General features: G+C 36.5%; 14 protein-coding genes. 6 read left to right on the top strand and 8 right to left on the bottom strand.

The window, feature by feature from the left end; genetic code table 11:
- The first annotated feature begins 268 nt into the window (after positions 1-268).
- Positions 269-685 (top strand): hypothetical protein, encoded by a 417-nt coding sequence (locus HHL20_RS07135; RefSeq protein ID WP_169230467.1) that lies wholly within the window; start codon positions 269-271, stop codon positions 683-685.
- A 64-nt stretch (positions 686-749) separates the two neighbouring features.
- Here HHL20_RS07135 and HHL20_RS07130 read toward each other — a convergent pair whose 3' ends face one another.
- Positions 750-1,550 (bottom strand): HAD family hydrolase, encoded by an 801-nt coding sequence (locus HHL20_RS07130; protein ID WP_169230466.1) that lies wholly within the window; start codon positions 1,548-1,550, stop codon positions 750-752.
- 133 nt (positions 1,551-1,683) lie between these two features.
- Positions 1,684-3,162, bottom strand: coding sequence for an alpha-amylase (amyA, locus tag HHL20_RS07125; RefSeq protein ID WP_169230465.1), 1,479 nt, complete (start codon positions 3,160-3,162; stop codon positions 1,684-1,686).
- A 166-nt stretch (positions 3,163-3,328) separates the two neighbouring features.
- On the opposite strand from amyA, the gene HHL20_RS07120 reads away from it, so the two are divergent.
- The 3 genes from HHL20_RS07120 to HHL20_RS07110 all read left to right on the top strand — a co-directional run bounded on the left by HHL20_RS07120 (position 3,329) and on the right by HHL20_RS07110 (position 5,624).
- Complete coding sequence (locus tag HHL20_RS07120) at positions 3,329-3,931, top strand: hypothetical protein (protein WP_169230464.1); 603 nt, start codon at positions 3,329-3,331, stop codon at positions 3,929-3,931.
- A gap of 278 nt (positions 3,932-4,209) precedes the next feature.
- On the top strand, positions 4,210-4,836 hold the full coding sequence (locus HHL20_RS07115) for a YciE/YciF ferroxidase family protein (RefSeq protein ID WP_169230463.1): 627 nt from the start codon (positions 4,210-4,212) through the stop codon (positions 4,834-4,836).
- Positions 4,837-5,030: 194 nt separating this feature from the next.
- Entirely contained in the window at positions 5,031-5,624 is a 594-nt protein-coding gene (locus HHL20_RS07110; protein ID WP_169230462.1) for a Crp/Fnr family transcriptional regulator, read from the top strand.
- A 109-nt stretch (positions 5,625-5,733) separates the two neighbouring features.
- On the opposite strand, the gene HHL20_RS07105 is transcribed toward HHL20_RS07110, so the two are convergent.
- Complete coding sequence (locus tag HHL20_RS07105; RefSeq protein WP_169230461.1) at positions 5,734-6,195, bottom strand: Lrp/AsnC family transcriptional regulator; 462 nt, start codon at positions 6,193-6,195, stop codon at positions 5,734-5,736.
- 332 nt (positions 6,196-6,527) lie between these two features.
- Positions 6,528-7,694: a cytochrome-c peroxidase gene (locus HHL20_RS07100; protein ID WP_228463122.1), complete on the bottom strand. Its 1,167-nt coding sequence runs from the start codon at positions 7,692-7,694 to the stop codon at positions 6,528-6,530.
- A gap of 392 nt (positions 7,695-8,086) precedes the next feature.
- Here HHL20_RS07100 and HHL20_RS07095 point away from each other — a divergent pair, with 392 nt between their 5' ends.
- Together HHL20_RS07095 and HHL20_RS07090 are read left to right on the top strand one after the other, a co-directional pair.
- Positions 8,087-10,264 (top strand): outer membrane beta-barrel protein, encoded by a 2,178-nt coding sequence (locus tag HHL20_RS07095; RefSeq protein WP_169230459.1) that lies wholly within the window; start codon positions 8,087-8,089, stop codon positions 10,262-10,264.
- A 157-nt stretch (positions 10,265-10,421) separates the two neighbouring features.
- Positions 10,422-10,721: a hypothetical protein gene (locus tag HHL20_RS07090; protein WP_169230458.1), complete on the top strand. Its 300-nt coding sequence runs from the start codon at positions 10,422-10,424 to the stop codon at positions 10,719-10,721.
- 67 nt (positions 10,722-10,788) lie between these two features.
- Here HHL20_RS07090 and HHL20_RS07085 read toward each other — a convergent pair whose 3' ends face one another.
- The 4 genes from HHL20_RS07085 to HHL20_RS07070 are packed head-to-tail and all read right to left on the bottom strand — an operon-like array spanning position 10,789 to position 12,959.
- The gene (locus tag HHL20_RS07085; RefSeq protein ID WP_169230457.1) at positions 10,789-11,151 is read right to left on the bottom strand and encodes a response regulator; all 363 of its coding nucleotides are present in this window, start codon (positions 11,149-11,151) and stop codon (positions 10,789-10,791) included.
- Between the two features lie 33 nt (positions 11,152-11,184).
- Entirely contained in the window at positions 11,185-11,763 is a 579-nt protein-coding gene (locus HHL20_RS07080) for a chemotaxis protein CheB (RefSeq protein ID WP_169230456.1), read from the bottom strand.
- Complete coding sequence (locus tag HHL20_RS07075) at positions 11,763-12,593, bottom strand: CheR family methyltransferase (protein WP_169230455.1); 831 nt, start codon at positions 12,591-12,593, stop codon at positions 11,763-11,765. Before HHL20_RS07075 ends, HHL20_RS07080 begins: the two co-directional genes overlap by 1 nt.
- Positions 12,594-12,959: a response regulator gene (locus tag HHL20_RS07070; RefSeq protein ID WP_185194798.1), complete on the bottom strand. Its 366-nt coding sequence runs from the start codon at positions 12,957-12,959 to the stop codon at positions 12,594-12,596.
- Positions 12,960-12,963 lie beyond the last annotated feature (4 nt).

The following is a 12,963-nucleotide window of genomic DNA, read 5'->3' as shown; positions in this document are numbered from 1 at the left end:
GTAAATTTATATATCACCTAAATTTGACAAATTAAAAAAACAATAAATTTTCATGTACCACACATGTACCACGTTTTTAACTTTAAGGAATTAATATTTATATTGTTAATCTGCCTGTAGAAGGGAGTTGTACGGCTGTTTTAAGATAAAAAAATATTAGATGAATGCTATAATGAAATATTATTCAAAACATAAGGCATAGTATTTGTAAATATTAAAACAACACATTCACCCAATTTTGAATAATAACTCAAACACACAAAATATCATGAACGTTGCAGATCTAAAAATCAAAAACTTAGTAGAGTACAGAAATCAGATTTATAATATTACTGAGATCTTCCAGGATAATGAAAAAGATTATTTTGTGAAAATAGAAAATGACATTCACAGTTTCTCTGTTCCGGCAAAATCTATAAAGCCGATCCAGATTACTGAGGAGTGGCTTGAAAAATTCGGTTTTTCAAGAACCTACAGCTCCGATCAGTGCATCAGATACGAAAGACCGGAAGCTTTTATCAAATACGATTTTGACCTTAGCTCAAGAAAAATCGTAGACGGATTGAAAATCTACGGAAATTCGATCAGATGTAAGTATATTCATGAATTTCAGAATATCTTCTCGTGTCTGTTCGGTAAAGAGCCGGCAACAATGAACTACGGATTAGTAGGCACCGAATCTTAATTATAATATATTTTCCAATCAGAAAAGAAGCTGTTTCAAATTTGAAACAGCTTCTTTTTATTTATTAATTTTTATTCAAATAATTTTTGATGATCTTGAGTACTCCAAAATTATCATTGGAACACGCTTCAAAACTGGCAGCTTCCTTTACCGAAGGATGGGCATTCTTCATGGCGTAAGAATATTTCGAGTTCTTCAGCATTTCAATATCATTCATATAGTCTCCGAACGCCATGGTTTGCTGAGGTGATATATCCAGTGCGCTCTGAAGTTTCTCCAATGCATTTCCTTTATTGATATTCTTGTTCATGATATCGAGCCAGAATTTACCTGAAACCACAACTTCCAAATCATACTTTTCAAAATGTTTTACAAAAGGATAAACGTTTAATTCGGAACCTTCGGGATGATATATGGCAATCTTAAAGATGCTGTCATCACTTTCTGAGGTAAGATCTTCTACCCTTTCATTGTTAGTATAAAATTGCGAGATATATTCAATGAAATCAGTTTCATCGGTTTCTACATAGGCTTTTTTCTTCCCCGATAAAACGGCTCTTGCTCCGGGAATATTGCGGATGGACTTTATAATTTCAGTGATGTGCTCCTGCTCCATTTTATCAGCAAAAAGTTCCTCATTTCTGTATATCACGTAACCGCCGTTTTCTGCAATAAAGGCCATTTCACTTTCAAGGTTTCCAAAATATTTGGTAATTCCCATCATCTGTCTTCCGCTGGCCGGCACAAATAAAATATTTCTTTTTTTAAGCTCTTCATATACTTCCGGAAAGTCGGGGCTTACTTTATGTTCGGAGTTGAGAAAAGTACCGTCCATATCCGTTACAATCATCCTGATATCATCCATAAAAATATTTTTCAGTGTCTATTTCTTACAAATATATTATTTATATTTTTAATGGCCTGTGATGATTGTAACGAAGAACCGGTTATTATGGGATGAAAGCATTATTTTAAATTTGATATTCATTTTTGAAATTCTATATTTCCTCTGCTTTTACCCAAACACTTACTGAACCGGGATCTGCATAAAATACAGCCTTTCCGTTTTCATCTGTCGTTATTTCTTCTTTTCTGTGACCGAGAAAATCTTTAAACTTTGCATCAGCATTTTCTTTTCCGAGATCTATTTCCTTAAAACCTTCATCGCCGTTTGAAATGACGGTCACACAGCCGAATTTTTGACCGGTGCCTTTTCTCACCCACGCAATACAGTTGGGATGATCAAAATATTTAATCTCCTCACCTGTTGCAAACTGCTGTCTGGCCAGAAGCAGCTTCGGAAGGGCTTCAATCTTAGGCATCACAATATGCACTTCTTTTCCGTCTACGGTATCGGTATATTCTGCTCCGAAAAGATCTGGATAGAATATGCATGGGTAAGCATCTTCGGACAGTAAAATAATGGCATAGGCGAGCGGTTTGAACCAATCAAGGACAGTAGACTCCAAAGCCTGCAGCTTCTGGGTATCATGATTTTCGACAAAGGAAACCGAAAAAACCGGTCTTTCCTGTAAGAAACTGCCTTCTAAAATACGGCTCAGATCATAGTCTTTTCCTTCTTCCGAAGCTTTGAAAAAATTATAATGCAAAGGCGCGTCAAAACAGGAAATGAGATCATTCATTTTATCAGAAAAGCGAATGATCTTTTCGGCATCATCTTTCCAGAATTCACCTAAAACGTAGCAGTCAGGATTTAATTCTGTTTTTATATAGGTTATCCATTCTTTCAGAAAATCAGATGACAGATGTTTCAGTGCATCAAGGCGCAATCCGTCTGCTTTGGTAGTTTCCAGATACCACTTGATCCAGTTTTTCATTTCCTGGATTACATGAGGATTCCGGTATTCTACATCCGCTCCCATAAGATAATCGTAATTTCCCAACTGATGGCTTACGGCATCTGTCCAATCGGTACCATATTCGTTATGAATTTTAAAAATGCCGGTTATTTCTTTACCGTCTTTCTCAACGATATCTATACCTGAGAAACATTGGTAATCCCATATAAAATCCGAGTATTTTCCCTGTCTTCCCGGAAAGGTAAATTTTGTCTGTGCCGTTACTTCAAACGTATCAGAAATAATTTTGTTACGGTCATCCTCATCAACCTGATGAACTTTGATATTCTCCTTTTCATCAGCTCCCATTCTGTGATTGAGAACAATGTCGGCATATACTGCAATTCCCTGCTCATGCGCTTTTTCAATAGCATTTATATATTCTTCCTTTGTTCCGTATCGTGTAGGTATTCCGCCTTTCTGATCAAACTCACCCAGGTCATACAGGTCGTACACATCGTAGCCTCTTCCTTCCAGCCCCAGGTTACATTTTGTAGCCGGCGGAAGCCATGCTGCCGTAATTCCGAGGCTTTTTAAATATTCGGCATTTTCTGTAAATTCATTCCAAAGTTTACCATGGTAATACCAATGGAAATACTGTATGATTACTCCATTCATAATTTATAAAACTTTACGCTTATTCGTTTGATCTGAACGAATATCGAAAATAAAATTAATAAAAACTATGATTACACTCAACTGTGAAATCGTGTTATTGTGATTATGCTCATAAGATTTTTATGTTATAAATATTATATTTGTTAAACACCAACAAGATGATCGTATGAAAGCGAAAAATATTCCGGGAGTTCCCGTCCAGAAAAGCGGCGGATTTCATGATACTGAAAGTACAAAACAATATAAAGATACCGAAACGGATGCCCAATTTGAAATTCTCAAAAAACGTTTTTTCTCTATTAATAAATGGAAAGACTATTGCGGGAAGGCATCAGCTGAATTTAAACATTTTAGTGAATCCGGGCAGCCGGTTGATAGGATGCCTCAACGGGGAGATTTCATAAGAATCGGCATTCCTGGCCCGGGCAGTCAGGAGGCGGATGGTTATGACTGGGTAGAAATTGCCAATATTGCCCACAGAGAAATAAACCATTTCGAATCGTATATCATTTCGTGCAGACCTTCAAAAGATCCTAATCAGCCAAAGGGACAAATCGCCCATTTTTACAGCCGTTCGGCAACATCAAATATTATGATCGCTAAAGAAGGCAATATCTTAAAAGTAGGAGTTTACGCCAGGAATGAAAAACCAAATTTTAACGCCGGTTTTTTTGATAAAGTAAGAAATTTAATGATTGCCGCAGGTGGAATGCTCGGTATTTCAAAGATACAGTGGAAGCTGCTTGCCGAAGGCCTTCTTGATTTTTAATGACTAAGTCAATGTTAATTGTTCTCCGCTTCGTTTACATTTCCTGGCTCTTCAATATTGATGAGTCAGATTCTTTATATTAATATAAGTCTGTCATTTAGGTCTTATAGCCACAAATATTTTTTATTTCGCTGTTTAATACATACTTATAACATCGTTGTTTCAACACCTTTTTCATTTATTCAAAAATATTTAGATACCACACAAAAGCGTTTTGTACAAAGATGGTCTTATAGTTGCAGATTCATCACCAATCAATAATCACTAAATAATTTATTATGGAAACTAAAACAGCAGCTAAAAAAACAGCGGCAAAGGCTACGGCTTCTAAAACAACTCCTTCCAAAACCACTTCTTCTAAAACAACGGCTTCTAAAGCATCTGCAAGATCAGCGTCAAAAACTCCGGCTAAAAAAAGTGCAGCTAAAGAACTAAAAGATCTTTTTGAAGATTCGTTAAAAGATATTTACTGGGCAGAGAAAGCATTGGTAAAAGCTTTACCTACAATGATGAAAAATGCTACAGATGAACAGCTGAAAACATCTATCGAAAATCATTTGGCAGAAACAGAAAATCAGGTAGTAAGACTTGAAGAATGTTTTAAGGCACTGGGCAAAAAAGCGCAGGCTAAAAAGTGTGATGCTATGCAGGGACTTCTTGATGAGGCAAAAAGCATTATCGAAGAAACTGAACCCGGAACTGTAAGAGATGCCGGAATCATTGCTGCAGCACAAAAAGTAGAACACTATGAAATTGCAACATACGGAACGCTTGCTGCATTTGCAAAAGTACTGCAGGAAGAAGATTGCCTTAAAAATCTTCTTGAAACATTAAATGAAGAAAAAAAATGTGATGAACTGTTGACTAAGGTGGCCGATACCAACCTTAACAGCAAAGCAATGTAAACGCAAAGTTCAGATATTATCAGGAGGTCTTTTTTAAAGGCCTCTTTTTTTTTTTATCATTTATCCTGAAAACTTTGAAAAAAGCGCATAAATGTGGTATTTTTTTTACCAATGTTTCTCATTTGTGGTTTGTTATTTGATTTTATTAAAACGCATTCAACTAAAATTCATTGTTGAACTATAATATTTAATATATGATAATTAGTGAAGATTTATTACGAGCATACGGAGGGTTTTACGAAACCTATGAAATCAACGAAACGATTTTTCATGAAGGAAATATGCCTAAGTTTTATTATCAGATTGCCAGCGGTATTGTAGAGCTTAACAATTATCATGAAGACGGCAAAGAATTTACCCAAAACATTCTTACAGAGGGTCAGAGCTTCGGAGAATCATTTTTATTTGATGACAAACTTTATCCTACCAATGCTACTGCCAAAACACCGTGCAAAATCCTGAAGCTGCCCAAACGGGATTTTATCAATCTTCTGAAGAATAATCCGGATGTTTCTTCAAAGATGTTCCAGTGTCTTGCGGATATTCTGTACAACAAGTATATTATGCTTTTCAATATTTCTTCTTCCGATCCTATATTTAAGATCAAAACCGTGATGGATTGCCTGAAAGGCAGCAGTAACGACCATAAATATTCTTTTCAGGTCCCGCTTACCAGGCAGCAGCTTGCCAATCTTACCGGCCTCCGTGTGGAAACGGTGATAAGAACCATAAAAAAAATGCACAACAGCAACCTTGTGAGAATAGAAAACAGAAAAATCTTTTATTAAAATTTTCTTATTTGAGATAACATTACTTTTTCATATGATACGATGAAGAGACTTCAAAATTGGAGTCTCTTTATTTTTGCGGTAATTCTTGGCATTATGGTGAATTGTTTTAAATCGTCAGTCCGTGCGTATTTTTTACCTGAGCCATCACAAAAGTACTGTGTGTACTTCCGATGGAAGGCACGGCTCCAAGAATATTGAAAACAAAATTTTGATACTGCTTCATATCTTTTACATATACTTTGAGCAGGAAATCAAAATCTCCTGAAATACTGTAGCATTCTGCCACTTCTTCGATTTCCAAGATTTCTCTTTCAAATTCCACGGCAAGATAACTGTCATTGCTTTTTAATTTTAGCTGACAATATACTGTGAAGCCTAGATTAAGCTTTTCGGCATCAAGGATGGCCGCATATTTTTTAATATACCCTTCCTGCTCAAGCCTCTTTACTCTTTCAAAAACAGGAGATGGTGAAAGATTGACTTCTTTTGCAAGTTCTTTTACAGTCAGTTTTGAATCGTTTTGAAGCAATCTGAGCAGCTGCAAATCCTTATCGTCGAGATGGTCCATAGAATAATATTCTTTAAATAGAGTTACAGTATCAAATATAAAGAATTTTATTCTTTAGTTAGTTTAATTAAAAGTATTTTTTGCTTAATTAAATCAATCTAACTAATATATTATTCTTAATAATTAATTTTACTCAAGACAATCATCCATTAGCAGTGACATGCTGAATGGCATCAATAAAAAGTAAAGGGAATATTTTATGTGAGAGACGCTCCCTCTTCGGGGAGTGCTCTCTTTTCTCAAAGAAGAAGCAAAATATATATAGTTAAAAAATTACAATTAGTAAATTAATCTTAGGGGAGGCAGCTTTACAATTTTGTACGGCTGCTTTTTTATTTTGGCAATTCCGGGAGGGTTACCTTTTCGGGTTTAGAAGATAAAGTTTTCAGAAAGGCTTCCAGTTGTGCGACTTCCCTGTCAGATAACTCAAGCATCCGCACCATTCCGGATTTTTCAGATTTCAGCAGTATACCTTCATGTACTGTAGCGCGTTTTTGGGAATATTCAGGATTTCCTTTGCTGTAAAACTGTATGACTTCCTGTAATGTAGTCATTGATCCGTTATGCAAGTAAGGCCCCGTACGGGATACTTCGCGCAGTCCCGGAACACGGAATCTTCCGGCATCATCAGCATTTTTTGTTACCAGATATCTCCCGAGGTCCTCCCCTTTTTCGCCTAATAAAGCTGTTCCTATATTTTCAAATGTATTATTGGAAAAATATCCAGAATTGTGACAATTGATACATTGTGCTTTCGTCCTGAAAAGATGAAGTCCCATGAGTTCATCGTCACTATAAACATCTGCTTTGCCGTCAATAAACTGATCAAATTTACTGGCAGAACTTTTTACTGTTCTTTCGAAGGTAGCAATTGCTTTTGCAATACGTTCTTTTGTAACGGTTTTATCGCCAAAGGCTTTTTCAAATAAGATCTGATATCCTTTTACCGCAGCAATTTTACCGGCCGCCAGATCCATATGGCCATTCATTTCCCGCTGGTCTTCGATCGGCATTTTAGATTGCACCTCCAACGAACCGGCGCGTCCATCCCAAAACAAATTTTTAGCATAAGCCGTATTAATAATACTCATTGCATTCCGTACTCCCAACTGCCGGTCGTGGCCAAAGGAGAGCGTTCTGCTGTCGCACCATCCCAATTCCGGATCGTGGCATGAAGCACAGGCAATCTGCTCCGACCTGGAAAGACGGGGGTCAAAGAACAATGTTTTACCCAATAATTCTTTTTCAGCAGAATAAGGATTGTCGGAAGGAAAAGGAGTTTCCGGCAGATGGCCGATCTCAGCAAACGTAGGAACAGACTCGGGATCAAGAATCGGTTTTGGCCATTTTGAAGGGTCTCCTGAGGAATACAACTTTCTCAGATTATCCATAAAAACAGTATGTTCCCGGACTTCTTTTTTCACCGAATTGTTGAGACAATTGTTTAAAACTGATATGAGAAGAAATAAAACGAGAGTCCAGCTGATCGCGTTCTTCATGGCCATCCTAATTTCAGCAAAAATAAGATATTTTTTAATGATGATTCATGTAAGTGTTATTCAAAAACTTTTTATAAAAACAATGGATGATATTTCGACCGATGTTTTTACTGCAATTCATCTGTCTTTAATTTTATTTTAAATTATTCAAAAATTTAATTCAAACTTTTCTTCAATACCTTTGAAACATCATTTTTTTGAGGTTATTATTTTATTACTATAACAAGTATGTAATGAGATGTTTAATAAGAATCCTTATTTTAATACACATAACATCAATCGTTCTGGATCTTTTACATCTTTAATTTTTTATAAAATATGTGGTAGAATTAATTCTAGCGATGTAACAATAACCCACACTAAGGTGTCTTATATGTAAAACCTAGTTTTAAATGAAAACCATTTTAATACCGATCGCCTTACTGGCAGGCATTTTTACATTTGCACAAACAGAAAAAGACACGATAAAAACGAATGAAAAGGAAATCGAAGGAGTAACCGTAACGGTAAGAAAACCCACTGTGGAATCTAAGGTAGACCGTACTGTTTTCAATGTTGCCAACAGTTCGATTCTTGCGGGAAATACAACCTGGGATGTCCTGAGAATGACCCCACTGGTAAGTATTGACAATAATGATGCAATAAAGGCGGAAGGAGAATCTGTAACAGTATATATCAACGACAGGAAATCTGTATTTACAGGAAAGGAGCTGAAAGAATATTTAAAAACCATTCCGGCAGATAATCTCATGAAGATAGAGGTAATTACAAGCCCGTCTTCCCGTTATGAGGCAACCGGAACCGTTATTAACATTGTTCTTAAAAAGCGCGATGATGAAGGGATGAAAGGAAGCATAACGCTGAATAACAGGCAGAACACAAAAAATTCCCAGTACACCAATTTTAACCTGAATTATCACAAGAAAAACTTTACGCAGACTCTTATCGGGAGCTATAGTGACAATACCTACGTTCAGAAGAACTCCAGCTTTTATACCTGGTATGATGACAATTCTACCAACCAGATCGACAGCTATATGATCGGCAGAAGCAAAAGCCCTTCGGTTTCTTCCACCTCAGAATTTGAGATTGACAACAAAAATACCGTGGGCGTTATCCTTGAATATTATCAGAGTAATTCTACTTCCAATTCCGAAGCAGACAGAAAAGATTTTATCAACAATATTTTTGACAGTTCATATGAGCAAAATCAAAACTCAATCGGGCTCAACCGTAATTTAGGAACCAATATATTTTACAAATGGTATGACAAAGAAAAGAATAAGATTCTGGATGTGAACCTGGGTACCAATTACTACGGCCAATCTGAAGACAGCTACTTTATCAATAATATTTTCTCCGTTGCAGACGGATCATCTACAAAGGATCTTGGAGTAATCACAGACACTGAAAACAGGAATTATTATGCAAAGATCGACTATACACAGCCCCTAGGAAAAAGCGGTGCCAGTTTTGAAGTCGGCGGTAAAGTAAATTTCAATAATAATGTAATTCCTAATAATTTATACGGCAGTATGCTGAGCGGTCTAAGCTCTAATGACGTTTTTCATTATGAAGATCAGATTACCTCGCTATACGCCAACTATAGCAGAACATTTTTTAAAAAGCTGGAAACCAGAATCGGGCTTCGTTATGAATATATTGATTACAGAATTCGTCAGGATATCGGAGGTGCCTCCAGAAAAGACGGATACGGAAGTTTTCTTCCTAATATTTTGGTGAAATATACATTCTCCGACAAATATGATCTAAGTTTAACCTATAACCGAAATATCTGGAGACCATGGTACGCAGAATTCAACCCGTTTATGACCCCAAATACAGACGGAATTTACAGCAGGGGAAATATTGAGCTGAATCCTAATCCCAGTGACAGGCTTTATATGAAACTCGGAATCCTGAAGAAATATTTTATCTCTGCAAGGTATATGTTTACGGATCAGGATTACTGGACAGATTATCTTAAAGAAAATATTCTTGTGGATGGCAAAGAGAAAACAATTAATATTACCCAACCTTCCAACTTTACCGGGAAAGTTCATAAATATTATCTTTATGCAAATACCAACCAGACGTTTTTTAAGAATAAATTTACCGTAAATCTCGGACTCGGATGGTATTATATAGACAACAGCGATTTTAACGCAAAAAACGGGATCAAAAGCAATGCGTACATAAGTTATCTGAGTGCTTCTACCAACCTGTCGTATACTAATCTTTTTAATAAAAATATTAACCTGAGTGCCTGGGTGGAAATATCAAACCAGAATAATGGGAATTCCACCACTAACAGAGCGAATGTGTTTCATAATATTTCAGCAACCAAAATATTCCCGAAAACACAGATGGAAGTCAGCCTTCAGCTGATGAATATTTTCCAGCGTCCGAATTATGATGCCACTACCTACAACCAGCAGGGCTTTGTAAGAAGCTCTTCTAAATGGGACTGGTACGGTGCATCTATTTCGTTTGTAAAGCGTTTCGGAAATCAGAAAGTAAAAGAAAATACCAAAACCGATGTTGAGAAAAACGGTGGCGGCGGAAAATAATCATAATCCTTATTTTAGCTGGCGGATAATGAAGCATAATGCTCATTATCCGTTTTTCATTTTAAGCATTATATCATTTATCATAATAAAATGCTAAATATGATTATATGATGATTTGTGGCACAGATATTTTATATGATATAAAAAAAATACTAAGATGACACAAAACCCGGAAATAAAAAGGATGATCAAAAAATATTTAACGATATCTGTTAAATCTCAGTTTGATATAGACATCGATCTGGAAAAAGAATATGCCCTCACAGAAAATTTAGTTTCTAAGAAAACAATTGTTGCTCCTACTTTTACTAAAAAAATATTATCGAAACCGGGGTTGAAATTGTTTCTGACCTCAATAATTACTGAGATCAACAATGAGAAATGCAGTATGGACTTTATTTTGGAAAGGATAAAATCTTTAAGAGGAAATGACTCCCAGCAAATTCAAATGGTATAAATAAGAACATCCCGGTATCTGATACCGGGATTATTTTTTACTGAATAGTGTAGATTTTTGTCATTTTTTACTGTAAAAAATTGGCCACCTTTTCTTCAAGATCTTCAAGATTGAATGGTTTAGCGACATAATCATCTGCCTGAGCCTGCTTGGCAAGCGCTACAATGTCGTTATTTGCCGTTACATAAATGACTGGAATGTGTTTGAAGTCTTCATGATTTTTCAGAAGTTTTGTTGCTTCTACCCCGCCGATTTTAGGAATCCAGTTATCCATAAGAATAACATCGGGCTTATATTGAGCCACTCTTTCCAGAATATCGTGCGAAGTTTCCGAAATTTCCACCTGATAACCATTTTCTTCAAAAATGATGCTGATCACTTCAAGAATCGTAGTGTCGTCATCAAAAATCAGGATTTTCTTTTTGTTCATATTTTTACTTAGTTGTTAGGGATTTACTTTTATTTATAATTGATTAATATATGCGGCGAGTTCATGGGGCTTAATGATCTTGTCATATTTTACTGCTTCTACAGCATGGCGGGGCATATAATCTACTTCTGCCGTTTCAGGATCCTGAATCCATACCCTTCCATTATTTTTTTTGATGTATTCCAGGCCTTCAACGCCGTCTGCATTAGCACCGGACAAAAGTACGCCAATAAGGCTTTCGCCATATATCTCAGCAGCCGACTTGAAGGTAACATCAATCGACGGACGGGAATAGTTCATTTTTTCAGAACTGTCCAGTGACATTACTTTTTTATTTTCGAAAAGAAGATGATAATCTGCGGGGGTAATGTATATTTTATTGCTTTCAATTTCCGTTTTATCATCTATTTCCACAACTTCCAAAGGTGACAGCTGCTGAAGGAGCGCCTGAAGGATATTGGTAGAATGTGCTTTTCTGTGCAGCACCAGCAATACAGAAACATTGATATGATCATTTAAGTTTTTAATCATTTCAAGAATAACCTTAAGACTTCCTGCGGAGCCGCCGATAACTATTAATTCTGCTTTACTATTTTCTTTGTTCGATATCATTAATTGTGATCCAATTTTTTCCAGATCCTCTGATCATCAACCTGATGATAATTTTCATCTAATTTAGAAAATCTTAGTGTTTCTTTCGCACCTAATGCTAAAAAACCTAAATTTTCCAGACTGTTATCAAATAAACGGAACACTCTTTCCTGCAGGCCACGGTCAAAATAGATCAGTACATTCCTGCATACAATCAGCTGAAAACTGTTGAAAGAGCTGTCTGAAACAAGGTTATGTGTAGATAGAATCAACTTTTCCTGTAAGCTTTTATCAAATCTCACGCTGTCATAATTGGCCGTATAATAATCCGAAAAGTCTTTTTTTCCGCCGGATAAAATATAATTTTCCGAGTATAATTTCATCTGTTGCAATGGGAAAACACCGGATCTTGCCGTTTCCAGCACCGAAGGGTTCAAATCTGTTCCGTAGATGAGTGATTTATGATAAAGATTGGCTTCTTTGAGGAGAATAGCTATGGAATACGCTTCCTCTCCGGTAGAGCATCCGGCCACCCAGATTCTTATCAACGGATACGTTCCCAGCTGGGGCAGTATCTTTTCTCTTAAGGCTTTAAAGAATAACGGATCGCGGAACATTTCGGTAACGTTCACTGTAATTTCTTCTATAAAACGCTTCAGATATTCCGGGTCATTAAGAATGGTGTACCGCAGCTCTGCAAAGCTGGTGAAGCGATCTATGAGGCAGATACGATTTACCCTGCGTTTAAAAGACGCTCTGCTGTATTCGGAAAAATCGTAGCCATACATATCATAAACATCTTTAATCAAGTATTCTACCTCTTCATCTTTTATGATACTAGGTTCCAGCATTTACGGTAATTTTTCTATGGCATTGATTAACTGATCCACATCTATCGGTTTTGATACATAGTCGTATGCTCCGGCATCCAGGCATTTCTGGCGGTCTTCCGGCATAGCCTGTGCCGTAACGGCAATTACAGGGATTTCACTGATAGAAGGGGTACTTTTTATAATCCTGATGGCTTCATAACCGTCCATCTCCGGCATCATCATATCCATGAGGACGACGGTAAACTGATTGTCTTTGTTCAGGATATCAATAGCTTCCTGAGCCATTGTACAGCTTTCAATCCGATATCCACGGGATTTCAGGGTGAGCCTTAAGGCAAATATATTTCGCGGATCGTCGTCCACAATTAAAACTTTTTTATTCATCAGA

Origin of the sequence: Chryseobacterium cheonjiense, assembly GCF_012927265.1 — a bacterium.
Lineage (GTDB): Bacteria > Bacteroidota > Bacteroidia > Flavobacteriales > Weeksellaceae > Chryseobacterium > Chryseobacterium cheonjiense.
This window is presented reverse-complemented; position numbering and strand designations above follow the sequence as displayed.